This window comes from Patulibacter sp. NPDC049589 (assembly GCF_040675535.1).
Lineage (GTDB): Bacteria > Actinomycetota > Thermoleophilia > Solirubrobacterales > Solirubrobacteraceae > Patulibacter.
Genome location: NZ_JBFAPC010000003.1, coordinates 1 through 21,826, shown reverse-complemented (window position 1 = coordinate 21,826; position 21,826 = coordinate 1). Strand labels below are relative to the sequence as shown.

General features: G+C 69.2%; 24 protein-coding genes. 12 read left to right on the top strand and 12 right to left on the bottom strand.

The genetic code is table 11. From position 1 onward, the window contains the following. Positions 1–5 precede the first annotated feature (5 nt). On the bottom strand, positions 6–632 hold the full coding sequence (locus AB0L40_RS00845) for a TetR/AcrR family transcriptional regulator (protein ID WP_026912051.1): 627 nt from the start codon (positions 630–632) through the stop codon (positions 6–8). Positions 633–774: 142 nt separating this feature from the next. Between AB0L40_RS00845 and AB0L40_RS00840 the strand changes: the two genes are divergently transcribed. Genes AB0L40_RS00840 through AB0L40_RS00830 form a run of 3 tightly spaced genes read left to right on the top strand, consistent with a single transcriptional unit; the run spans position 775 to position 3,853 of the window. Continuing rightward, positions 775–1,095 (top strand): 2Fe-2S iron-sulfur cluster-binding protein, encoded by a 321-nt coding sequence (locus tag AB0L40_RS00840; RefSeq protein WP_007578589.1) that lies wholly within the window; start codon positions 775–777, stop codon positions 1,093–1,095. A gap of 41 nt (positions 1,096–1,136) precedes the next feature. Continuing rightward, positions 1,137–2,579: a cytochrome P450 gene (locus AB0L40_RS00835; RefSeq protein WP_364347729.1), complete on the top strand. Its 1,443-nt coding sequence runs from the start codon at positions 1,137–1,139 to the stop codon at positions 2,577–2,579. Positions 2,580–2,611: 32 nt separating this feature from the next. Then, positions 2,612–3,853, top strand: coding sequence for an FAD/NAD(P)-binding oxidoreductase (locus tag AB0L40_RS00830; RefSeq protein WP_026912049.1), 1,242 nt, complete (start codon positions 2,612–2,614; stop codon positions 3,851–3,853). A gap of 91 nt (positions 3,854–3,944) precedes the next feature. Here AB0L40_RS00830 and AB0L40_RS00825 read toward each other — a convergent pair whose 3' ends face one another. The 6 genes from AB0L40_RS00825 to AB0L40_RS00800 form a co-directional block, all read right to left on the bottom strand. Further along, positions 3,945–4,721: a sulfite exporter TauE/SafE family protein gene (locus tag AB0L40_RS00825; RefSeq protein ID WP_364347726.1), complete on the bottom strand. Its 777-nt coding sequence runs from the start codon at positions 4,719–4,721 to the stop codon at positions 3,945–3,947. Between the two features lie 46 nt (positions 4,722–4,767). Next, on the bottom strand, positions 4,768–6,171 hold the full coding sequence (locus AB0L40_RS00820; RefSeq protein WP_364347723.1) for an MBL fold metallo-hydrolase: 1,404 nt from the start codon (positions 6,169–6,171) through the stop codon (positions 4,768–4,770). Then, positions 6,168–6,509 carry a rhodanese-like domain-containing protein gene (locus AB0L40_RS00815; protein WP_036726137.1) on the bottom strand — a complete coding sequence of 114 codons (342 nt, stop codon included), beginning with the start codon at positions 6,507–6,509 and terminating at the stop codon, positions 6,168–6,170. Before AB0L40_RS00815 ends, AB0L40_RS00820 begins: the two co-directional genes overlap by 4 nt. A gap of 89 nt (positions 6,510–6,598) precedes the next feature. Beyond that, a complete protein-coding gene (locus tag AB0L40_RS00810; RefSeq protein WP_026912046.1) occupies positions 6,599–8,704 on the bottom strand; it encodes an MMPL family transporter in 2,106 nt (701 codons plus the stop codon). Beyond that, positions 8,701–8,964 carry a hypothetical protein gene (locus AB0L40_RS00805; RefSeq protein WP_084270084.1) on the bottom strand — a complete coding sequence of 88 codons (264 nt, stop codon included), beginning with the start codon at positions 8,962–8,964 and terminating at the stop codon, positions 8,701–8,703. The genes AB0L40_RS00810 and AB0L40_RS00805 overlap by 4 nt, the downstream gene beginning before the upstream one ends. Beyond that, complete coding sequence (locus AB0L40_RS00800; RefSeq protein WP_364347718.1) at positions 8,961–9,311, bottom strand: metalloregulator ArsR/SmtB family transcription factor; 351 nt, start codon at positions 9,309–9,311, stop codon at positions 8,961–8,963. The genes AB0L40_RS00805 and AB0L40_RS00800 overlap by 4 nt, the downstream gene beginning before the upstream one ends. A gap of 75 nt (positions 9,312–9,386) precedes the next feature. Between AB0L40_RS00800 and AB0L40_RS00795 the strand changes: the two genes are divergently transcribed. The 3 genes from AB0L40_RS00795 to AB0L40_RS00785 all read left to right on the top strand — a co-directional run bounded on the left by AB0L40_RS00795 (position 9,387) and on the right by AB0L40_RS00785 (position 11,091). Continuing rightward, positions 9,387–10,010: a TlpA disulfide reductase family protein gene (locus AB0L40_RS00795; protein ID WP_084270083.1), complete on the top strand. Its 624-nt coding sequence runs from the start codon at positions 9,387–9,389 to the stop codon at positions 10,008–10,010. After that, positions 10,007–10,396 carry a LysR family transcriptional regulator gene (locus tag AB0L40_RS00790; RefSeq protein ID WP_084270082.1) on the top strand — a complete coding sequence of 130 codons (390 nt, stop codon included), beginning with the start codon at positions 10,007–10,009 and terminating at the stop codon, positions 10,394–10,396. The genes AB0L40_RS00795 and AB0L40_RS00790 overlap by 4 nt, the downstream gene beginning before the upstream one ends. Positions 10,397–10,479: 83 nt before the next feature. After that, positions 10,480–11,091: a class I SAM-dependent methyltransferase gene (locus AB0L40_RS00785; protein ID WP_026912041.1), complete on the top strand. Its 612-nt coding sequence runs from the start codon at positions 10,480–10,482 to the stop codon at positions 11,089–11,091. 73 nt (positions 11,092–11,164) lie between these two features. On the opposite strand, the gene AB0L40_RS00780 is transcribed toward AB0L40_RS00785, so the two are convergent. Beyond that, entirely contained in the window at positions 11,165–11,761 is a 597-nt protein-coding gene (locus tag AB0L40_RS00780; RefSeq protein WP_026912040.1) for a TetR/AcrR family transcriptional regulator, read from the bottom strand. 62 nt (positions 11,762–11,823) lie between these two features. Beyond that, positions 11,824–12,822, bottom strand: a complete 999-nt coding sequence (locus AB0L40_RS00775) for an LLM class flavin-dependent oxidoreductase (RefSeq protein WP_084270080.1) — start codon at positions 12,820–12,822, stop codon at positions 11,824–11,826. A 298-nt stretch (positions 12,823–13,120) separates the two neighbouring features. Here AB0L40_RS00775 and AB0L40_RS00770 point away from each other — a divergent pair, with 298 nt between their 5' ends. The 3 genes from AB0L40_RS00770 to AB0L40_RS00760 all read left to right on the top strand — a co-directional run bounded on the left by AB0L40_RS00770 (position 13,121) and on the right by AB0L40_RS00760 (position 16,302). Beyond that, the gene (locus AB0L40_RS00770; protein WP_281171329.1) at positions 13,121–14,170 is read left to right on the top strand and encodes a BtrH N-terminal domain-containing protein; all 1,050 of its coding nucleotides are present in this window, start codon (positions 13,121–13,123) and stop codon (positions 14,168–14,170) included. Next, positions 14,167–14,661, top strand: coding sequence for a PaaI family thioesterase (locus AB0L40_RS00765; RefSeq protein ID WP_245604207.1), 495 nt, complete (start codon positions 14,167–14,169; stop codon positions 14,659–14,661). Before AB0L40_RS00770 ends, AB0L40_RS00765 begins: the two co-directional genes overlap by 4 nt. A gap of 192 nt (positions 14,662–14,853) precedes the next feature. After that, entirely contained in the window at positions 14,854–16,302 is a 1,449-nt protein-coding gene (locus AB0L40_RS00760) for an MlaD family protein (RefSeq protein WP_026912038.1), read from the top strand. A gap of 239 nt (positions 16,303–16,541) precedes the next feature. On the opposite strand, the gene AB0L40_RS00755 is transcribed toward AB0L40_RS00760, so the two are convergent. Next, positions 16,542–17,141, bottom strand: coding sequence for a TetR/AcrR family transcriptional regulator (locus tag AB0L40_RS00755; protein ID WP_026912037.1), 600 nt, complete (start codon positions 17,139–17,141; stop codon positions 16,542–16,544). A 98-nt stretch (positions 17,142–17,239) separates the two neighbouring features. Here AB0L40_RS00755 and AB0L40_RS00750 point away from each other — a divergent pair, with 98 nt between their 5' ends. From AB0L40_RS00750 to AB0L40_RS00740, 3 genes are all read left to right on the top strand, one after another. Continuing rightward, on the top strand, positions 17,240–18,469 hold the full coding sequence (locus AB0L40_RS00750; protein WP_026912036.1) for a cytochrome P450: 1,230 nt from the start codon (positions 17,240–17,242) through the stop codon (positions 18,467–18,469). Between the two features lie 110 nt (positions 18,470–18,579). After that, on the top strand, positions 18,580–20,163 hold the full coding sequence (locus AB0L40_RS00745) for a GMC family oxidoreductase N-terminal domain-containing protein (protein ID WP_026912035.1): 1,584 nt from the start codon (positions 18,580–18,582) through the stop codon (positions 20,161–20,163). A 58-nt stretch (positions 20,164–20,221) separates the two neighbouring features. Further along, positions 20,222–20,638 (top strand): hypothetical protein, encoded by a 417-nt coding sequence (locus AB0L40_RS00740; RefSeq protein WP_026912034.1) that lies wholly within the window; start codon positions 20,222–20,224, stop codon positions 20,636–20,638. A 455-nt stretch (positions 20,639–21,093) separates the two neighbouring features. On the opposite strand, the gene crcB is transcribed toward AB0L40_RS00740, so the two are convergent. Further along, positions 21,094–21,462, bottom strand: coding sequence for a fluoride efflux transporter CrcB (gene crcB / locus AB0L40_RS00735; RefSeq protein WP_026912033.1), 369 nt, complete (start codon positions 21,460–21,462; stop codon positions 21,094–21,096). After that, a partial coding sequence (locus AB0L40_RS00730) for a hypothetical protein (RefSeq protein WP_364347707.1) occupies positions 21,459–21,826 on the bottom strand: 368 nt, incomplete at its 5' end. The genes crcB and AB0L40_RS00730, both read right to left, overlap by 4 nt.

Genomic DNA, 21,826 nt, shown 5'->3' with positions numbered 1-21,826 from the left:
GTGCCTCAGGTGTCGGACCGCACCATGTCTGGGTGTGCTGCGGTCTTCAGCCAGGTCCGAAAGACGGCGATGGAGTCCTCAAGGGCGGGCGTGCTGCCGTTGATGGCCCAATCCAGGGCGAGGCCCTGCACCCATGCGAGGATGGTGATCTGGATCGTCTGCGCCGGGTACGCGAGATGGCCGCCGCGGGCGCGGTGCCCGGCGATCAGGCCGTCGATCATCCGGCGCAGCTGGTCGGTCGCCGTTGCGGCTGCTGGTGCGAGGGACGGGTTGGTGATCGCTTCGGTCTGCAGCCCCAGCCATGCGACCAGGAACGCCCGGTCGCGGGTCAGGCCGGCCCAGAACGCTTCGAAGCCGACGTCGATGATGCTGTCGGCGTCCTTCAGCGCGGCGACGGCCTGCAGGATCTGGTCGACGAGGCGGGCGATGAGGTGCTCGGCCGCGTTCGTCAACAGGCCCTCGCGCGAGGCGAAGTAGTACGGGATCGCGCGCTTGGGAACCCCGGCCTCCTCGGCGACGCGCTGCAGCGAGGTGGCGGCGTACCCGTCGCGGGCGAGGCAGCGCACGGTGGCCTCGAGGATCTCCTCGGCACGCCGGGCGCCCTTGCGAGTCAGATGCGTCGGGGTGCTCATCGGTCGTATTCTGCATCCACTCCCAGAACGTACCGCACGGTGCAGAAAAATGGTACGGTCGGCGCATTCCTGTCAGTGGGTCGCCCAGCGAGCGCCCCGGACGCTGAGCAGGCTTCGTCAAACCAATTGAGTGAGGGCAGTCATGGGGACCATCACGTTCGTCGAGCACGACGGCACGCCGCACCAGGTCGAGCTGGAGGACGGCTCGTCGCTGATGGAGCTGGCGACCAACCACGGCGTTCCGGGGATCGATGGCGACTGCGGCGGCGAGGCGTCGTGCGGCACCTGCCACGTGATCGTCGACGACGCCTGGATCACCACGACCGGAACGCGCACCGACCTCGAGAGCCAGATGGTGGAGATGTCGCCGGAGTGCGGCCCGAACTCGCGTCTGGCGTGCCAGCTGCGGGCCAGCCCCGCGCTCGACGGGCTGACGGTGCACCTCCCCGAGTTTCAGATGTAGCCCACCCCGTGTTCGAGCAGACGACCACCAAGCGAGAGACCATGACGACCAACAGCACCCTCTTTCAGCGGACCAAGGTCCGCGTGACCGACACGGTGCAGGCGACCGTGCCGGTCGACCGCGTGATCCAAAGCGTGGCCCTTACGCTGAAGGCCAAGCGCCTGGCCGGGATGATGAAGGCGCTGCGGTTTGAGGAACGACCGATCCCCGATCCGGCGGACGTGCCGCTGGAGGAGATCGACGTCAGCAACCCGTTCATGAACCGTCAGGGCCAGTGGTACCCCTACTTCGCGCGGCTGCGTGAGGAGGCCCCCGTCCACTACCAGCCCAAGAGCCCGTTCGGGCCGTTCTGGTCGGTCACGCGCTACGCCGACATCCAGGCCGTCGACTCCAACGCGGAGGTGTTCTCGGCCGAGCCCTACATCGTCCTGGGGCCTCCGCCGTTCAACGCCGAGATGTTCATCGCGATGGACCCGCCCAAGCACGACGTGCAGCGCCGGGCCGTGCAGGGCGTCGTGGCGCCGAAGAACCTCAAGGAGATGGAGTCGCTGATCCGCGAGCGCGTGCAGGACGTGCTCGACAACCTGCCGACCGACCGGCCGTTTGACTGGGTCGAGCGCGTGTCGAAGGAGATCACCGGCCGCATGCTGGCCACGCTGCTGGACTTCCCGTTCGAGGAGCGGCACAAGCTCACCTACTGGTCCGACACGATCAGCGGGTCCGCGGACGCCACGGGCGGTACGACGCACCAGGACGAGCTCTTCCCCGCCGCCGTGGACCTGGCGCGCAACTTCACGGCGTTGTGGCACGACAAGGCCGCCCGTCGCGCCGCCGGCGAGCCGGACGGCTTTGACCTCATCACCCTGATGCAGACGTCGGAGGACACCAGGGACCTGATCAAGAAGCCGTTTGAGTTCCTCGGCAACCTTACGCTGCTGATCGTCGGCGGCAACGACACCACCCGCAACTCGATGACCGGCGGCGTCCTGGCGCTCAACCGGTTCCCCGACGAGTTCGAGAAGCTCAAGGCCGACCCGAAGCTGATCCCGAACATGGTCTCGGAGATCATCCGCTGGCAGACGCCGCTGGCCTACATGCGCCGCGTCGCCAAGAGGGACGTCCACTTCGGCGGGCAGTTCATCCGCAAGGGTGACGTGGTGCTCATGTGGTACGTATCGGGCAACCGCGACGAGCGGAAGTTCGAGAACGCCGACGACTTCATCATCGACCGCAAGAACGCGCGCAACCACATGTCGTTCGGGTTCGGCGTGCACCGGTGCATGGGCAACCGGCTCGCGGAGATGCAGCTGCGGATCCTGTGGGAGGAGCTGCTTGAGCGGTTTGACCGCATCGAGGTGATCGGCGAGCCCAGCTACGTGCAGTCGAACTTCGTCAAGGGCTACAGCGACATGCAGGTGCAGCTCACACCGAAGCCGGTCCGCGAGCAGACACCTGTCCGCGTCGAGGCGACCTCGGGCGCCTGAGCCGCAACGGCGACGCGGAGAGGGACGACGGGATGAAACGCGACCGGGTGATCGTGGTCGGCGCCGGCCACGCGAGCGCGCAGCTCTGCGTGAGCCTGCGCCAGGGCGGCTGGGACGGGGAGATCGTGCTGGTCGGCGACGAGCCGTCGCTGCCCTATCAGCGGCCGCCGCTGTCGAAGACGTTCCTGCACGGCACGACGACGCTTTCTGACCTCCTGATCCGCGGGCCGGAGTTCTACGAGAAGGAGGACGTGACCTTCCGTCACGCCCGTGTCACCGGGATCGACCGCGAGGCCGGCACCGTCGCCCTCGACGACGGCGACGCGCTGTCCTACGACCGGCTCGTCCTCTGCACCGGAGCGCGCCCGCGCCCGCTGGACGTCCCCGGCGCGGACCTCCCGGGCATTCACGCCCTGCGGGACGCCGCCGACATCGAGGCGATCCGGGGCACCCTCCGGACCGCCCGCCGGGCCGTCATCGTCGGCGCGGGCTACATCGGTCTGGAGGCCGCCGCGTCGCTGCGGAAGCTGGGGATCGAGGTCGCGGTCCTCGAGGTTGCCGACCGCGTCCTGCAGCGGGTCACCGCCCCCGAGGTCTCGGCGTTTTACGACCGCGTGCACCGCGAGGAGGGCGTCGACCTGCGCACCGGCGTCGGCGTCGCAGGATTTGAGGGCGACGGGCACGTCCGGGCGGTCCGCCTCACCGACGGCACCAAGATCCCCGCGGACCTCGTCGTCGTCGGGGTCGGCGTCCTGCCCAACGTCGAGCTCGCCCGCGACGCCGGCCTGGCGGTCGAGAACGGCATCGTCGTCGACGAGCACGGCCGGACGGACGATCCGCGCATCTTCGCCGCCGGCGACTGCGCCAACCACTACGACGCTCGGTACGGGACGCGAATTCGCCTGGAGTGCGTCGCCAACGCGCTGGAGCACGCCAAGGCGATCGCCGGCGCGATCTGCGGCAAGCAGAAGCCGATCTCGGCCCTGCCGTGGTTCTGGTCCGACCAGTACGACCTGAAGCTGCAGATCGCCGGCCTGAGCACCGGCCATGACGAGGTCGTGCTGCGGGGAAACCCCGCTGACGGCCGCAGCTTCGCCTGCTTCTACCTCGCCGACGGCCGGCTGATCGCCGCGGACTGCGTGAACCGACCGAAGGAGTTCATGTTCAGCAAGCGCGCCATCACCCAAGAGCTCTCGCCCGACCGCGCGCTGTTGGCGGACCCCGACACGCCGCTGATCTCGCTCCTGCAGACCCCCGCCCGGAGCGCCCCATGAGCAACGCGACCGCCCTCGTGCAGGCGTGCGTGTCAGTCACCCATGCATCAAGCGGCGGCGACTGTTGATGTCACATCCGGGTACGTCGGGTTCAGCTGCCGGGCGGTCCGCCGAGGGCGAGGGTGTCGACGAGGAGGAAGATCGCGACAGCCCCGACAGTCAGCGCGAACCCCTGGCCGAGTAGACGCTGCGGGAGCCGGTCGCTGACACGGCTGCCAATGAGGGCGCCGAGCATCGTGGCGCCGGCGAGCGCGGCGGTGACGGGCAGGTCGATGGTGGTGCCAGTGGCGAGGTGGCTGGCCAGGGCGGCGAGGCCGGTGAGGGTGATGATCACCAGCGAGGTGCCGACGGCGCGGCGGAAGCTCATGCCGAACCAGAGCGTCAGGACGGGGACGATGACGAAGCCGCCGCCGACGCCGAAGAAGCCGGTGAGGATCCCGACGAGCGCTCCGGCGAGCACGATCTTGCCGATCGGGACGTCGGGGCAGGCCTCTTCGTCGCCGGTCTGGTCGGTGCAGGCACGGCGCCAGGTCAGGGCCGCAGCGAGTGCCATGACGGGCACGAACGTCAGGATCAGCAGTCGCGGGCTGACCTCCTGCCCCAGGACGGTGCCGGCCAGGGAGCCGGCGGCGGCCGGGATCGAGAACAGGATCGCCAGGCGGGCGCAGACGTGGCCGCCGCGCACCCGTGCGCCGGCGCCGACGGATGCGGCGAGCGCGACGACGATCAGCGATACGGTCGATGCCGGGTTGACGTCCTCGCCCAGGACGTAGACGAGGACGGGAAGCGCGAGGATCGCGCCGCCGCCGCCGACGGTGCCGACGATCAGTCCGATGAGGATCCCGAACGGGATCGCCAGCAGCGTCATCGTGTCGGGCCCGCGCCGGCGGGTGGCGCCGAGGGCACCGGAGCGCTCAGGTCGCGGTCCGCGCCGACGGGGACGTCTCGAGCTCGTGGCCGAGTCGTCCCCACTTCGGGACGCCCCCATCGACGACGTGGACGACGCCGCGGCCGCCGTGGCGGACGACGAGGCTGGCGGCGGTCGCGGCACGCTGCCCGGAACCGCAGATCACGGCGACGGGGAGCTCGGGGTCGAGGTCCGTGGGCCAGGAGGTGATGTCGTGCCAGATCGTGAGCGTCGAGCCGGGGATATGTCCGGCGTCGTACTCACTCTGGTCGCGGACGTCGAGGATCTGCAGGTCCGGGAACGCGGTGCGGTGGTCCTCGAGGTCCTCCACGGCCACGCGCGGGATGGTGTTGGTGGGTCGCTTCTCCTGACGCCAGGAGGTCATGCCGCCGTGGAGGTACCCGCCGAGCTTGCGGATCCCGACGGCGAGCGCGAGCTTGCCGGCCTCGTGGCCGTCCTGGTCGTCGCGGCCGATCAGAACGATCTCCTGCTCGCGGTCCGCCAGCCAGGCCAGCTTGGACCCGAACCCGGCGCGGTGCATCGGCGCGCAGATCGCTCCGGGGATGTGCGCCTCGTCGAACTGCAGATCGGTGCGGACATCGACGACCAGTGCCCCCTCGGAGCGCTTGAGCTCGACCTGGCGGGGCGTCAGGGGCAGCAGCTGGACGCCCTCGGTGACGAGCGGTCCGCGATTGAGCTCCACGATGGCCTGGAAGTTCGGCGGCTGCGGCCCGAGCTTCGCCAAGGCCTCGTCGACGAACTGCTGCTCGTCCTCGATCTGGAGCGTGGGGTTGGCGCGGCGCTCGTAGCCGATGGTCGAGGAGACCTTCATGTCCATGCCGGGGCCGCCGCACATCGACCCGCCGAGGTGCCCGGGCCAGACCTCGACCTCGGGCGACAGCACGAGCAGCTTGTCCTTGAGCGAGTGGAAGATGCCGCGGGCGCCCTCTGCCTTCTCGATCGCGAGGTCCGGTCGGGCGACGTCGTTGACGAAGAGGGTGTCGCCGGTGAGGACGGCCCAGGGCTGGTCGCTGCGCTTGGTGTCGATCAGCGCGAAGGCGGTGTGCTCAGGGCGGTGCCCGGGGGTGTGGATGGCCCGGACGGTGAGGCCGCCGAGCTGGAACTCGTCGCCGTCGTCGAACGGCTGGTGGGCGTAGTCGGGTTCGGCGAGGCGGTGGACGTGGATGGTGGCGCCGGTGGCGACGGCGAGGCGGCCGTGGCCGGAGACGTGGTCGGCGTGGTTGTGGGTCTCGAAGACGTGGTCGATCGAGACGCCCATGTAGCGCGCGAGGTCGAGGTACTCGTCGATCTCGAACCGCGGGTCGACGACGGCGGCGATGCCGGCCTTCTCGTCACCGATCAGGTAGCTGGCGCAGCCGAGGTCGTCGTGGGTGATCTGGCGGAAGATCATGCGGAGCCCTTCTTCGTGGGCAGGCCCTGAGCGTCCCAGGCGGTCATCCCGCCGACCACGTTGCGGACGTCGAGACCAGCGGTGGCGGCGGTCTTGGCGGCCTTCATGCTGCGGCCGCCGGCCTTGCAGACGAACGCGACGGGCCGGTCAGTGGGCAGCTCGCCGGTCCTGTCGGCGATCCCACCAACGGGGATGTGCATGGACTTCACCTTGGGAGCGAGCTGCCGGCGCTCGTCGGCCTCGCGGACGTCGACGAGGACGAGCTCACCGGTCTTGGCGGCGTGCTCGGCCTCCTTCGGGGTGAGGTCGATGATCTGGTGCTTCTTCCTGCCGAACATGCGGGGTGCTCCCTTGTCGGTCGTGCGGACGGTTCCCGGGGCCGCGCTCCGACTGCTGTCGGAGCGCGGGACCGGAGCGGGCGTGGTGCTCAGGCGTGCCCGAAGCGGATGTCGGGCAGCACCTTCGCCAGCGACCTCGGCGTCCACCACGCCCACTTCCCGAGCAGCCGCAGCGCGGCGGGCAGGAGCAGCAGGCGGATCAGGAACGCGTCCAGCAGGACGGCGACGCCGAGGATCACGCCCATCTCCTTCGGCGGGATCGGGCCCGAGAGCGAGAAGGTGAAGAAGATCGCGACCATCACCGCCGCGGCCGCGAAGATCACCCGACCGGACCCGGCGAGGCCGCCGATCATCGCCTCGCGCGGGTTGTGGGTGAGGTCCCAGCGCTCCTTGGCGGCCGAGAGCAGGAAGACGGTGTAGTCCATCGAGATCGCGAAGATCATCGCGAAGAAGAAGACCGGCGCCCAGGCGTCGAGGAAGCCCTGGGAGTCGAAGCCCAGCACGCTCGCGCCGACGCCGTCCTGGAAGACCAGCCGGCCGACCCCGAACGCCGCACCGACGGCCAGCAGGTTCGTGACGACGCCGACGGCGGCGATGATCGGCGCCTGCAGCGCGAGCAGCAGCAGCAGGAACCCGAGGCCGAGGACCACGCCGACGACGACCGGCGTCCGCGACGAGAGCGCGGCCTCGAGGTCGTGGTTCTCGGCCGGCTGACCGCCGACCTTCGTGCCGGCGGGCAGCTCGGCCCGCAGCCGGTCGATCGTCGTCCCCAGCGCGGGGTCCGACGCGTCGACGTTCGGGAGCACCGGCACCACGGCCACGCCGCCGGTGCCGTTCATCGTCGCCATCACCCGCGAGATCCCGCGGTCGGAGCCGGCAGCCTTCGCCACCGCGGCCGCCTCGCCCGACGTCGTGACGAGCTGCAGCTGTCCGGGCGCACCGGGACCGAAGGCCTGCTTCACCAGGGCGTAGCCCTGCGCGGAGCCGTCCTCGGACGGCACGACCTTGATCGACGGCATGCCGGTCTTGATGCCGAGCACGGGGATCATGACCACGAGAAGCAGGATCAGCGCGAGACCGCCGAGCTTCTTGGGGTGCTTCCATATGGTGGTCGCCCAGGCCTCGAAGCGCGGGGAGCGGGCCTCCCCGGAGCGCAGCCACGGCAGCGCACCCTTGTCGACCTTGCCGTCCAGGCGGCCCAGCACGGCCGGCAGCAGCGTCAGGGTCGCAGCGAGCACGAAGATGACGGCGAGCATGATCCCCAGCGCCATCGACCGGAACGCCGGGCTCGGGACCAGCATGACCGCGGTCAGCGAGATCAGGACGGTGATGCCGGAGAACAGGACGGCCTTGCCGGCGGTGTCCATCGTCTCGGTCACTGCCCGCACGGGGTCGCCGTGCTCGGCTCTCGCACTGCGGAAGCGCATGACCATGAAGAGGGCGTAGTCGATGCCCAGCGCGAGGGCGAACATCATCGCGAAGTTGAACGCCCAGACCGAGATGTCGAGCACCTGCGCGCCGAGGAACAGCGACCCGGCGGCGGCGACCAGGCCGGTGATGGTCAGCATCAGCGGCAGCCCGGCGGCGACCAGCGACCCGAACGCGACGACGAGGATCGCCATCGTCACCGGCCAGGAGATCACCTCGCTCTTGAGCATCGCGGTGAGGTTGGCGTGGTTGAAGTCCGACCACAGGCCCGACGCGCCGGTGAGGTGCACCTCGACCCCGTCGGCGCCGGCCTTCTCGAGGCCCTTCTTGGCGTCGTCGGCGGCGCGGACCATGTCGTTGGACGTGCCCGCGGCGGCACCCTGCACGATCGCGGTGTGCCCGTCCTTCGAGATCGACATCCCGGGCTGCGGAGGAACGACGCGGCCGACGAACTCGGTGTCCTTCAGCGTCGCCTCGGTCTTGGCGATCGCAGCCTGGAAGGCCGGGTCGGTGGCGGTCTGCGTCTCCGAGTGGACCACGACCTGCAACGCGGAGCTGGAGAGCCCGCCGACGTTCTTGTCGATCAGCTGGCGGGCCTGGACGGACTCCGACCCGGAGGCCTCCCAGCCTGCACCGGAGAGGGCGGACTCGACGCGGGGGGCGAAGACGGCGAGGACCAGGACGAGGATGCCCCAGCCGATCGCGACCTGCTTGAAGTGGGTGGCGGTGTAGCGGCCCAGACGGCCGATCGGACCAACGGTGCTCATCGAATCCTCCGATCACATGCGGGCTGAAGGCCCAGGACACGACTCATCACCAGCGACGCCGGGCAGGCCCCGACGGCGACGAAGACCCACTGATTCAGACCGACGAAGACGGTCAGCAGGAGAAACCACTGCGAGATCGAGACGGCCAGGAGGACGGAGACGATCGTCACGGTGCCGGCCATCAGAAACAGTGCCCGCTCCAGCGGCCACCGCGAAGAACGGGTCGCCGGCGCGGCGGGAACGATGGTCGGGGCGCTCACGACGTCGCCTCGGTCTGGCCACCGAGGAGCGCGTCGAGCTCGTTGAGCTGCTGACGCAGGCCGCCGCACACGAGCTCGCAGATCGCGAACACCGACTCGTCCTGGATCGCGTAGCGCACCGCGGTGCCCTCCTTGGTCCGCGAGACGATCCCGGCTTGGTGCAACACGCCGAGGTGCTTGGACACGTTCTGCTGACTCGCGCCCAGCGCGTCCTTGAGCTCGCCGACCGTCGACGGGGTGTCGCGGAGGTGGTCGAGCAGGCGGATGCGCACCGGGTCGCCGATGACCCGGAAGCGCTGCGCGATCAGCTCGACGAGAGGTTCAGGGATCGGGCGGGGCATCTCCATAGCCACCACTTTACTACTGAACCGTTGTGAAAGCAATTCGTACGTAGAGCACTGAAAGTAGATACGGTGCTGTCGATGGTTCGACGAGTCCTCACCGCCCTGCGGGCGACGAGCACCCGAGCGCGGCTGCTCGCAGCAGCCCTGCTGGTAGCCGTCGTGGCGGTGATCGGCTTGGCGCAGTCCGATCCTGCTGCCAGGACACCGCGCGGGACGCCCCCGTCGGCGGTGGCGGTGCAGAGCGCGGCGGCCCGGGCACCGGCCCCGATCCGGAGGCTGTACCGCCAGCACGGCCAGCTGTTGCATCTGAACGGCGACGCGTTCGTGGCGAAGATGAAGGCCCTTCAGGGCCACGTGGTCCTGATCAACAAGTGGGCGTCGTGGTGTGCGCCGTGCCGGCGGGAGTTCACGCTCCTGCGCCGCGCGGCCGCTCGCTACGGCGATCGCGTCGCGTTCCTGGGCCTCAACGCCGCCGACAAGGCGCAGAACGCGCGGCGGTTCCTCAAGACCAACCCGACGATCTACCCGCACGTGCAGGACCCCGACGAGCAGATCGCCGGCGCGTTTCAGGCCGGCGGCGTGTTCCCGCAGACGATCCTCGTCGACGCCACCGGTGACGTGACGGCGATCAAGGCCGGCGAGTTCACCACCGACCGTCAGGTCGACCAGTTCCTCCGACCCCATCTCACCCAGAACCGATGAGCGCTGAGCACGAGATCCTTCCCGCTTCGACCCGCGGCGCCGCACGGCTCTCCCGCCGGCCCGGGAGGCGCTCGCAGCCCTACCCGATCACCTTGGTGGACCTCGAAGCGTTCGTCGTCGGCGTCAAGCACGGCACCACCGCCGCGGCCGCGGCCGAGCTGGACGTGACCGCAACGTCGTTGGTTCGCCGGATCCGCAAGCTCGAGCAACGCGCCGCGGTCGTCCTCGCCGAGGGGCTGCCGTCCGAGGTCCGACCGACCGAACTGGGCCACCAGCTGTTGCCGATGGCCAAGCGGGCCGTCGACGACCTGCGGAGGATCGACGCGTTCATCACCGAGCACCACGACGCCGAGCTCGCCGCCGACGCGCGCTACCGCCCCCGCTGAACGACCCCGCCGCCTCCCACCGGACCCACCCGATGGGTCCGGCGCACATCCAGCCAGCCCTCCGATCCAGGGACGATCGCCTCGTGTCGCTCTACGCCCCCGTCTTCACCGCCATCTACGACCCTCTCCTCGCCTGGGGCGAGCGGACCGGCATGCGTGACCTCCGCCGCGACGTGCTCTCCGGCGCGACCGGTGAGGTCCTCGAGCTCGGTGCCGGTACCGGCCTGAACATCAACGCCTACCCGCCGACGGTGGCGAGCCTGACGCTCACCGAACCCGAGGCCTCGATGGTCAAACGTCTTCAACGGCTCGGCGGCCACCCTCGCGTGGTGCAGGCCGGCGCCGAGGACCTCCCGTTCGATGAGAACGCGTTTGACACGGTCGTGAGCACGCTGGTGCTCTGCACCGTCGAGGACCCCGACCAGGCACTTCGGGAGGTCCGCCGGGTCCTTCGTCCCGGCGGGAGGCTGCTGCTCATCGAGCACGTCCGCTCGTCGAGGCCGCGCCTGGCCCGGATCCAGGACCGGCTGCACCGTCCGTGGCGGGCGATCGGCTACGGCTGCAACTGCAACCGCGACACCATAGAAGCGCTCCGGAACGCCGGCTTCGACACCACCGCCCTTCGCGACGCCCGGTGGCGGCGGATGCCCGCGATCGTCCGGCCGCTCATCGCGGGTTCCGCTCAGGCGGCGTGAACCAAACACGCCGCGCCGCCTCTCTGTGTATTCCCACGCCGTACTCCACGCCCCGGCCGTCAAGAGCGAAGGGCTAAGTCGAGAGGTTAAGGGTGCGGGCCCAGATCGCGGTGAGGGAGTCGATCGCGAGTTTGTCCTCTTCGGGGTCGTCGTTGAGGACACGCTGGTAGTAGACCCGTTCGACCATCCAGACCAGGGCGTCCGCGGTGCCGCGGGCCTGCGTGGCGGGGAGACCGTCGCGTTCGAGACGCTGGGCGGTGGCGGCGATGAACCTGCCGATCTCGTCGTGCCAGTACGTCGCGATCACGGCGTCGTAGGTCGTGGCTTCGATGAGCGCACGCAGCAGCGCGCTGGATCGACGATAAGCGTGCAGGACCTGAGAAAGCGCGCGTTGCAGTTCGGCGCTGCCGCCGGGGCCCTCCAGCCAGGTGGTGGTGCCCCGGAAGAGCTCCTCGACGAGGCGGCTCGTGGCGCTCATCAGGAGGTCGCGCTTGTCGCGGAAATAGAAGTAGAACCCGGTGCGGGTGTGTCCCGCTCGTTCGGCGATCTTGCTGATCGACAGTGACGCGTACGGAGTCCCGTCGGTGAGCAGAGCGACGACCGCTTCGATCAGTTCCGCCTCAGCGCGCCCTCGAGCTTCAGGGTCGTCGCGCTTCGAAAGGACCGCCATCAGCTGATCGTACGGGCAAGGGCGCCCGAACACCCAATAACGGTAGGGGGGTTCAGCAGCATTTACGTGTCACGAACGCTGAGAGTGTCGATGACCTTGCGGATGCCGTCCTGACCGACAAAGGCCGGAGGCCAGAGGAGCACGTCGTCGTAGACCGCGGCCCGTTCCTCGTAACGGTCCCGAACCTCCTGCGGAGTTCCGGCGAGGGCGATCGTGTCGATCATCTCGCGGGAGACTGCAGCGACCATGCTGGGGAAGTCGCCCTGCTTCCACGCTTCGCGGATCGCGGCGACCTCGCTCAAGAACCCGTGGTGCTCGTGGATGCCCTGGTAGGTCTTCACCGTGCTGTTGAAGGCGATGACCGCCGCGGCCTGCTGTCGGGCGACGTCACCGTCCTCATCGATGCAGCAGGTCAGGTAGCCGACCAGCGGCGGAGCCGGACGACCTGCGCGTCGTGCCCCCTCGGCCAGGGCGGGCCGGACGACGTGCTCGATGTAGGAGGCGGTGAAGAGCGGGTGGCCGACCAGGCCGTCGGAGACCCGGCCTGCGGCCTGGATCATCCGGGGGTTCACACCGGCCATCAGCAGCGGCACGTCGGGGCGCAGCGGTGGATCGACGGGCACGGTCGGCTTGACGTTCACGCGGTAGAACCGGCCCTCGAAGGCCTGCGGTCCCTCATGCAGCCGCCAGAGCTTGCGGACCAGCGGGAGGAGCTCCTCCATGCGCGGGGCGGGGTGCTCGCCATCCAAACCGTGCCAGTTCTGCTGCATCCGCTTCGTACCCGTCCCGAGACCGAATCGCAGGCGTCCCTCGGAGAGCTCGTCGAGGTCCCGGATCTCGGCGGCGAGAACGACGGGGGTGCGGCCGAAGGCGTAGGCGATGGCAGTGCCAACACCGATGGTCGAGGTCGCCTGGATAATCGCGCCGAGCGGCACGGTCGCGGAGCGGTGGTGGAACTCCGTGGTCCAGACCGACGAGAAGCCGGCGTCCTCCGCCCACCTTGCGGCCTGAATCTGGTCCCGCAAGGGGCCGGGAGAGAGAACGATCGACGGTGCGCGCACGAGATGCCTTTCGAGTCAGGGACGTCCGAGCGCCGCAGGGTCCGACTGTGACCTTCGGCACTCGCGGTTGACGATACACGCTGCTTGTCACTATGTTCGACACTATGTCAACGCGCCGAGCTTAGGGCGCTCGCGGCGGCGTCCAGCACTTGTGCCCTCGTTTTGCGATGGCGCCTGCAGCTGGGGATCCTCGGCGAGAGACTGTGAAGCGTTCCCCGAACATGACGATCAGCGACGAGTCGACCTACGTGATCCGGCAGCTCACCAGCCAACCGATGCTCCCGGGCGCCCTGAACCAGTGAGCACCCTGCCGCCTAGGACGCCGACCTCGTTGTCGCCGACGCCGTCGGTACGAGCACAGGCGTTCCCACACCGCCGAGCGGGCCATTGCGGGTCCGGAGCCTTGCGCGACCTGCTCGAGTTCCATGGCCTGGACTACGGGCACGGGCCGCTGAGCGAACCGATGGTTTTCGGGCTCGCCGGTGGACTGGGGTTCTTCTTCTCCGACCAGGTGCCCGGGATCCCGTTCTACCTCGTCGGTCGCACCGGGTCGATGGAGCGGGACATCGGCGAACACCTCGCGGCGCCCGTGACGTTCGAGCAGACCGACGATGCCGCACAAGGGTGGGAGTCGGTGAAAGCCGCGATTGATCGCGGAGACCCGCCGATGGTGTGGGCGGACATCGGCGAGCTGGAGTACCTCCGCGTCCGGATGCGCAACACCCGTCACGACATCGTGATCGTCGACCACGACGAAGGCCGTGGGATCGCGTGGGTCGCCGACAATGACCGCGAGGACCTTCAGGCCTGTTCCTTGGACAGCCTGCACCGCGCGCGCAACTCCCAGTCCTTTCCCGCGCCGACCCGCAACGCGATGTTCACGTACCGGTGGCCGACCGAGCTACCAGCGCTGGCCGACGTCGTCCGCGATGTGGCGTCCGCGACGTCCAAGAACATGCGCCAGAGCGCCCAGACGGTCGGAAGTCTCGAGGGCCGCACCGGACTGGACGGCGTCGAGTACTTCGCCGGCACCTTCGGTGACTGGCCGGCTCGTTTCGGTGACCGACTTCCCGAAGCGCTCGACACCCTCGCGGTCCTGATCATCAAGGCCGGGACCGGCGGTGCGATGTTCCGCTCGCTGCAGGCCGGCTACCTCGAAGAGACCGCCGAGCTCCTGGACGACGCCACGGTCCGATCCGCTGCCGAGCGCTACCGCACCCTCAGCGACGCCTGGGAGGCACTCGGCGCCCGAGCCGCAGCGCACGAGGTCGCCGAAGCACGCGACGTCATCCAGCAGATCCGGCGCCTCGAGCCCGAGGCGCTCCAAGCGCTGGAGCGCACCATATGAAGGTCGCCGCGGACGGCACGATCCCCGAACACCACCCCAACTGCCTCGGCTGTGGCTCGCAGAACCCCGCCGGGATGGGTCTCCGCCTCCGGGTCGACGGCGACCTCCTGCGCGGGACCATCACGTTTGACCGCCGGCACGAGGGAGCCCCCGGCATCGTGCACGGCGGGGCGGTCGCAACGGTGCTGGACGACTCCCTCGGGTCGCTCCTGATCGTGCTCGGCACACCGGCGGTTACCGCGAACCTGAACGTCAGCTTCCGCGCACCCGCGCTCCTCGAGCGCCCGATGCAGATCGAAGCATGGGCGGTCGGCCGCGACGGTCGCAAGCTCCACCTCCACGGACGGCTCCTCGACAACGAGACCGTCATCGCTGAAGCCCAGGCCCTCTTTTTGATCGTTGACGTCACCCACTTCGAAAGCGGCGGACACGCACTCCTTCCCGGGTGGGAGGACTGGAGCCCCGCATCCGATCCGAGCCCCGATGCCTGAACCCCCACTCCTGTCGGGTCCTAGCAGCGACACGCCCGCGGAGGTTCCGACCGAAGCAGGCCCCGCACATGCGAAGCGCCTTTGCTCGATCGACCAACGCTCTCGATCGGGTCACGAAGAACGTTCCCCCTCACCCGATGACTCCGGGACCGCGCGCGTTGTTCTGCACCGCGATAAGAGGGGCGCTCGAGCGTGAACAAGAACCGTCCGCACCCCGTGCAGATCGGGGTCATGGTGGCGTTCGCGCTGTCGTGCTTCGGTCTGTTGCTGTTCCTCTGGACGAGCTTCGGTGGCCCCGTGCCGCTCAAGGGCCGGCCGTACCAGGTGAAGACGGCGTTCGCGCAGGGCACGCAGCTGGCCGGGTACGCCGACGTCCGCGTCAGCGGTGTGACCGTGGGCAAGGTCACGACGATCGTGCGCGAGGGCGGCAAGGCCAAGGTCACGATGAAGATCGAGCCGAAGTTCGCGCCGCTGCCCAAGGACACTCGGGCGACCTTGCGGACGAAGACGCTGGTCGGCGAGACGTTCGTGAACCTCTCGTTCGGGTCACGCAAGGACCAGATCGGCCGACGGGCGTTCATACCCGACGGTGGCACGATCCCGGCGCAGAACATTCAGCCGACGGTCGAGCTGGACCAGATCCTCGACGCGTTCGACGAGAAGACCCGCAAGGACCTCAAGGTCGTGCTGACCTCGATCGCGAAGGGCACCGAGGGGCAGGGCAAGAACCTCAACGCGGCAGTCGGCCAGGTCGCTCCGCTGGCCGAGGGTGCTGACGGGCTGTTCGACCTCCTCAATCGGCAGTCGGCCGAGGTGCGGTCGGGCAGCCGCGACTTCGCGACGACGTTCGCCGCGGTCGGCCGGCGCTCCGGTGCAATCCAGGGCATCGCCGAGGGCGGGCGGCAGCTGCTGGAGACGACCTCCGCGATCACGCCGGCGCTGCGCGACACGCTGCGCACGCTGCCGTCGTTCGGACGCGAGACCCGCCGCTTCATGACCACCGTCGAGGCGACGTCCCGTGCGGCGAAGCCCGCGATTGCGGACCTGCGGCCCGTCACCCCGCTCGTGCGTCCCGCGCTCCAGCGGCTCGCCGTCCTGGCTCCGCAGCTGGAGCAGACGCTCGTCGAGCTGGACCCGGTCCTCAAGCGCGTGCGTACGGGGATGCCGCCGATCCGTCGGCTGCTGAACGCGCTGCGTCCGGTGTCCGACGGGCTGGAGCCCCTCACGCAGGACCTGCTGCCGATCGCGCGCTTCGTGAACCTCTACAAGCGCGAGCTGTCGGTGACCTTCGCTAACACCGGCGCGGCGACGCAAGCTACCGCCCCCGACGCGCTCGGCGTGCAGCGTTCGTACCTGCGCCTCCAGCTGCCGATCAACGGTGAGACGGTGCAGGGCGCCACAACGCGCAACCCAAACAGCCGGTTCGCCCCGTACCCGCGTCCGGGCGAGCTCGAGCTGGCCGGCACCGGTCGAAACCCGTCGTTCTCGTGCGACCACACGGGCAACGCTTCGGGCATCCTCACCGGGATCTTGGACCTGCCGGGCATGGGCGGCCCGCCGTGCGTTCCGCAAAAGAACTTCCCCGGGACTGACAAGGTCTATCCGCGCCTGGCGCCGGTGACGGCCGACCAACTCCGCTGACGGCCGGCGCGGGGGAGTGAGCCCCCCGGATGGAAAGGTCGACTAGAAGCCGAGAGTCAGCACCAGCCGCCGTTAGGAGACAGCTGCATTGAAGACCACCAAGTGCCATAGTCGCGTCGAGCCACAAACCAGCTCAGGTGGTCCGGAAACGCCCTCCAGCCCGCCATCTCTGGTTGTGCCCGTCCCCGGAGACCCGACGCCGTTGAGAGATGCCTCGCGACCGCCGGTGGGACCGGGAGCTAGTCGACGGGAACGACCGTGCGCCAGAGACGCTCGATGGCGCGGAGCAGGGCGGCCTCGGAGACGCGAGGCGAGGCGAGGTATTCGGTGAACGACCGCTCCGTCATCCACACCAGCGAGTAGGCGAGCGCCTCCGCATCCTCGCGCGCGAGGTCCGGGTCGGAGGTCGTGGCGCGCTGGACGGTGTTGACGATGAACCACTCGTGGAACTCGCGCCAGAAGACCGCGACGTCGGCGTCGTACGTCGCCGCCTCGACGACCGCTCCCACCGTCGCCTTGTGCGTGACAAACGCGCCCAGCACGCCCGTGAGGGTCGCTCGGAGGTCATCGGTGTCGTTGCGCAACCACGGCTGGGCCGCGGTCCGCGCATCCGTCTCGAAGCCGTCGCCCAGCGCCAGGATGAGCGCGCGCTTGTCCTGGAAGTACGAGTAGAAGGTCGGCCTCGAGACGCCGGCCCGTCCGGAGATCTCGCCGACGCTCAGCTCCGCAAAGGCGCGGTCCTCGCCCAGCAGCTGCACGGTGGCGTCGAGGATCTTCGCGCGGGTCTGGCCGCGCTGATCCTCAGGGCTCGTGGACCGGCGTGACAGGACAGACGACACCCCTTCGACGATACCGCATGACACACCCGGTTGACAGCTTGTAAAGCACTGTGGGAGGTTCGGTCGTACACCGTCCCTCGACTATCACGGACCCCCTCATGAGCACCATCGACCAGAACCTCGACGCCGTCCGCGTCGCCGACCCCGAGCATTGGCGTGAGGGCCCGCCGCTGGAGCTCTTCCGCGAGCTGCGGGCCTCCAGCCCGGTCCACTGGTCCGACGGTATGAGCTCGTTCCCCGACGAGCCGGGGTTCTGGTCGGTCACCAACCAGGAGCTCGTGCGAGAGGTCAGCCGCGACTGGAAGACCTTCTCGTCCGAGCTCGGCGGCATGGTCGGGATGCCATGGGTCCAGCTCGAGGTCCAAAACGGCATGTTCATCGGCATGGACCCGCCCAAGCACGACCGGCTGAAGTCGCTGTTTCAGCGCGGGTTCACCCCGAAGCGAACGGCCGAGCACGAGCCGGCGATCCGCGAGATCACCATCGGCGTCCTCGACGGCCTGACGGGGCGCGAGAGCTTCGACGTCGTCACCGAGCTCGCCGCGCCGGTCGTCTCCCGCGTGATCGGCTCGTTCATGGGGATCGACCCCGCCGACGACGCGATCTGGGCGCGGCTGATGAACCAGCTGGTCGGCGGCGACGACGCGGAGATGAACCCGGAGGGCCCGCAGTCGGTGATCGACAAGGTCATTCCCGAGATCGTGGGACGCTGCCAGGTCCTCATCGACGCGCGCCGCGCCGCGCCGACCGATGACCTCATGAGCATCCTCGTGCACGCCGAGATCGACGGCGAGATGCTCAGCGACTGGGAGATCGTGATGGGCTTCATCCTCCTGGTCACCGCCGGCAACGACTCCACGAAGTCCACCTTCTCCAGCGGCATGAAGGCGCTCCTGGAGAACCCCGGCGAGCGACAGAAGCTGATCGACGACCCGTCGCTGATCCCCAGTGCGGTCGAAGAATGCCTGCGGATGTTCCCGGCGTTCGCGCACTTCCGGCGCACTGCGACGAAGGACACCGAACTCGGCGGCACGCCGATCAAGAGCGGCGAGAAGATCATGATGTGGTACCCGTCGACCGGACGCGACGAGTCCGTCTACGAGGACCCCGACCGCTTCGACGTCCTGCGCAACCCCGAGCACCAGGCGTTCGGGGCCGGCGGCCGCCACTTCTGCCTCGGGACCGCCCTGGCGCGCCTGGAGCTGCGGGTCATGTTCGAGGAGACGCTCAAGCGCTTCCCGAACCTCGAGTTCGCCGAGCAGCCGCGCTACGCGACGGCGATCTTCGTCAACCAGCTCACGACCTTCCCGGTCACCACCAACGCCTGAGCCCGGTGCGGCAGACCGCCGCCCCCGCGCCGCCGGACCCGACGTCCGGCGGCGCCCGCCGCCGCACCCCGGGGACCCTCCCGGACCCTTTCACCGAACAGGAGATTTACGTGTACGACTACGTCATCGTCGGGGCCGGCTCTGCCGGCGCCGTCCTCGCCGCCCGCCTGACCGAGGATCCCACCGTCACCGTGGCGCTCCTGGAGGCCGGCGGTGCCGACACCGACCAGGAGATCCACATCCCCGCCGCGTTCGGCGCGCTCTTCAAGGGCCGCCTGGACTGGGACTTCCACACCGAGCCGGAGCCCGGCCTCAACGGCCGCCGCGCCTACCTGCCACGGGCGAAGGTGCTCGGCGGCTGCTCGTCAATGAACGCGATGGTCTACATCCGCGGAAACCGCGTCGACTACGACGAGTGGGAGACCCTCGGCGCTGAGGGCTGGAACTACGACGACGTCCTGCCGTACTTCAAGCGCTCCGAGGACCAGGAGCGCGGCGAGGACCTCTTTCACGGCACCGGCGGCCCGCTGCCGGTGCGCGAGAGCCGCTCGATGAACCCTGTCGTCGACGCGTTCGTCGAGGCCGCCAACCAGGCCGGACACGAGAAGAACCCCGACTTCAACGGCGCCCGCCAGGAAGGCTTCGGCCGGTACCAGACCACGCAGGAGAACGGCATGCGCGCAAGCACCGCCGTGCGGTACCTGCACCCCGTGACCGACCGCGAGAACCTGACCGTCCTCACCGAGGCCACGGCACTGCGCCTGCTGTTTGACGGCGACCGCGCGTCGGGCGTCGAGATCGATCACGCCGGCACGATCGAGGAGGTCCACGCCGCCCGCGAGGTCCTCGTCTGCGCGGGCGCCTACCAGTCCCCGCAGCTGCTGATGCTCTCTGGGATCGGTCCCGCCGAGGGTCTCGCGCCGTTCGGGATCGAGGTCCGCAAGGAGCTGCCCGTCGGTCAGGGCCTGCAGGACCACTGCATGCTGCTGATGAACTGGTCGGCGGACTACGAATCGCTCATGACCGCGTTGACGCCCGAGAACGTCGCCCAGCTACAGACCGAGGGCACCGGGCCGCTGACCTCCAACATCGCCGAGGCCGGCGGCTTCATCCGCACCCGCCCGGGCCTCAACGCACCCGACTGCCAGTTCCACTGCGCCCCGGCGCTGTTCTGGCAGGAAGGGCTCGGTCCGGCCGTCGAGCACGGCGTGGCCTTCGGACCCGGAGTCGTCAAGCCGACCAGCCGCGGCTCCGTGACGCTGCGGACCGCCAACCCGCACTCCAAGCCGCGGATCATCCACAACTACCTCACGACCGAGGAGGACCGCGCGACGATGCTCGCTGGCGCCCGCGTCGCGCTGGAGATCTCGCAGCAGGACGCCCTGAAGGACTTCATCACCGGCGAGTTCCTCGCCCCCACACCCGACGTCTCCGACGAGGACCTCTGGGACTACGTCACCGCCAACACGATGACGATTTACCACCCCACCTCGACTTGCGCGATCGGGCCCGTCGTCGACGCACGGCTGCGCGTCCATGGCGTTCGCGGTCTGCGCGTCGTCGACGCCTCGGTGATGCCGAGCATCGTCCGTGGCAACACCAACGCGCCGGTGATCATGATCGCCGAGAAGGCCGCCGACATGATCCGCCAGGACGCCACCGCCGCCGTGACCGACGTCGCCGCGACGGCCTGACCGACCCAGAACGCCGCGACCCGCCGTCGCCCCTCCAACGTCTGAGAGAACGATGCCCATGACAGGCACCAGCGCCGTGACGGCAGCCGCCGACCGCCTCGCGGCCGTCCGGCCCTCCGGGACGATCGCGATCGCCGGGCCGCTCCTCGAGGTCCTCTACGAGCGGATCGAAGCGGCGGGAGAGCGCGACCCGCGCATTCCCCCTGCCGTCGGGGAGGGGGACGCCGTCGCGGCAGCCCTCGCGGCGGGCTGCCCGCCGCAGTTTCACCCCGGCGTGCCCGCCGACCACGCCGCCGTGCTGCACGACCTCCGACGGCAGCTCGGCGTGGACCGTGCCACCCAGATCGCGATCGCCCCCGATACCGACGCACGCTACGTCCGAGTGCTGCGCGCGATCGGCTGCATCCTCACCATCCAATCGTCCGACCTCGTCGGCGACTCAACGGCCACGAACCACCAGCACACGGCGACGTAGTCACGCCGCTGTGGACGCCCGAACCGTGCCGCTCGGGAAGGTGTCGCGTTCTCGATCTGTCGAACGTCGCCAAATCGAGAACCCCGATGGCACCGAAACGAGAGGGTCCGAGCGAGCGCTCAATACGGCGCAGCGGACCGCGCGTGGCGACTCGCCGTGCTTTAGCGCTCAGTTAGGTGTCGCGCTCTCGCTCAGTTAGATGGCAGAACGCGCTCAGCAAGGCGACGTTCGACAACAGCCAGAGAGGACCTGTCGAACGTCACCAGATCGAGACGTGTGACGGCGCCGGAACGAGACCCGCGTGGGGGAGACGCGCGACGAGGCCTGAGACGTCTACTTCGCGGACCTCGGACACCGCCCCGAACCGGCCACTGTCGTCGGCATCCAGATAGGCACTGGCGGTGCCCCGTAGGACGCCCCTTCGTGGGATCGTCGGTATCTCGCGGTCTTCGGTCTCAGAGGTGTACGCCGATCTGTCGCCCGATCGCGGCGGCGGCAAGCCCGCAGGCGACACTCCCGACGAGGTTGCCGGCGGCAACGGTGGCCTGGTGTCGACTCGCGGCGCCGATGGTGTCGAGCATCCAGGTCGAGAACGTGGTGTACGCGCCGACGAAGGCGGTGGCCGTGATCAGTGACGTGTGGTGGGGCAGTGCGGCGCCGGTGAGGATGCCGAGGAGCAGGGCGCCCGTCAGGTTGACGACGAAGATCCCCACCGGTGCGTCGCCGTGCGTGCGGTTTCGGATCGTCTCGTCGACGTGCAGCCGCATGACGGCTCCGCATCCACCGGCCACGGTGACCGCCGCCCAGAGCGTCGCGCCGTTCATCGGCGACCCGATCGGCGTTGCCGGCGGTGGTGGGCGTGGGCGGCCTGTTGGCCGGCGACGATGGCGACCAGGCCCAGGACGATCGTGGTGGCGGCGTAGCCGGTAGCCAGTGCGTAGGCGTGTGCGTCGAGCATCAGCACGAGCTCGATCTGCAGAGTCAAGTCGCGTTTTGTGGTGTAGCTCGGTTTCGTGATCGAGAGTGGTTCGTGGTCGGAGGTCGTGGGTCGCGTGGTGCCCGGCCCGCGAAGCCCGTAGGGCGAGCGGGCCGGGGAGGTGATCGCGTCGCCCTGGATCGCGAAGAGCATCACGATCGTGAAGAGCAGCCCGTAGAGCGCGAACGGCCCGATCTTCGGCAAGAACCTGG

What these genes read in the sequence shown, in the direction of transcription:
- AB0L40_RS00845 (WP_026912051.1), bottom strand. Translation starts at nt 632, where the DNA reads ATGAGCACCCCGACGCATCTGACTCGCAAGGGCGCCCGGCGTGCCGAG.
- AB0L40_RS00840 (WP_007578589.1), top strand. Translation starts at nt 775, where the DNA reads ATGGGGACCATCACGTTCGTCGAGCACGACGGCACGCCGCACCAGGTC.
- AB0L40_RS00835 (WP_364347729.1), top strand. Translation starts at nt 1,137, where the DNA reads ATGACGACCAACAGCACCCTCTTTCAGCGGACCAAGGTCCGCGTGACC.
- AB0L40_RS00830 (WP_026912049.1), top strand. Translation starts at nt 2,612, where the DNA reads ATGAAACGCGACCGGGTGATCGTGGTCGGCGCCGGCCACGCGAGCGCG.
- AB0L40_RS00825 (WP_364347726.1), bottom strand. Translation starts at nt 4,721, where the DNA reads ATGACGCTGCTGGCGATCCCGTTCGGGATCCTCATCGGACTGATCGTC.
- AB0L40_RS00820 (WP_364347723.1), bottom strand. Translation starts at nt 6,171, where the DNA reads ATGATCTTCCGCCAGATCACCCACGACGACCTCGGCTGCGCCAGCTAC.
- AB0L40_RS00815 (WP_036726137.1), bottom strand. Translation starts at nt 6,509, where the DNA reads ATGTTCGGCAGGAAGAAGCACCAGATCATCGACCTCACCCCGAAGGAG.
- AB0L40_RS00810 (WP_026912046.1), bottom strand. Translation starts at nt 8,704, where the DNA reads ATGAGCACCGTTGGTCCGATCGGCCGTCTGGGCCGCTACACCGCCACC.
- AB0L40_RS00800 (WP_364347718.1), bottom strand. Translation starts at nt 9,311, where the DNA reads ATGGAGATGCCCCGCCCGATCCCTGAACCTCTCGTCGAGCTGATCGCG.
- AB0L40_RS00795 (WP_084270083.1), top strand. Translation starts at nt 9,387, where the DNA reads ATGGTTCGACGAGTCCTCACCGCCCTGCGGGCGACGAGCACCCGAGCG.
- AB0L40_RS00790 (WP_084270082.1), top strand. Translation starts at nt 10,007, where the DNA reads ATGAGCGCTGAGCACGAGATCCTTCCCGCTTCGACCCGCGGCGCCGCA.
- AB0L40_RS00780 (WP_026912040.1), bottom strand. Translation starts at nt 11,761, where the DNA reads ATGGCGGTCCTTTCGAAGCGCGACGACCCTGAAGCTCGAGGGCGCGCT.
- AB0L40_RS00765 (WP_245604207.1), top strand. Translation starts at nt 14,167, where the DNA reads ATGAAGGTCGCCGCGGACGGCACGATCCCCGAACACCACCCCAACTGC.
- AB0L40_RS00750 (WP_026912036.1), top strand. Translation starts at nt 17,240, where the DNA reads ATGAGCACCATCGACCAGAACCTCGACGCCGTCCGCGTCGCCGACCCC.
- AB0L40_RS00740 (WP_026912034.1), top strand. Translation starts at nt 20,222, where the DNA reads ATGACAGGCACCAGCGCCGTGACGGCAGCCGCCGACCGCCTCGCGGCC.
- crcB (WP_026912033.1), bottom strand. Translation starts at nt 21,462, where the DNA reads ATGAACGGCGCGACGCTCTGGGCGGCGGTCACCGTGGCCGGTGGATGC.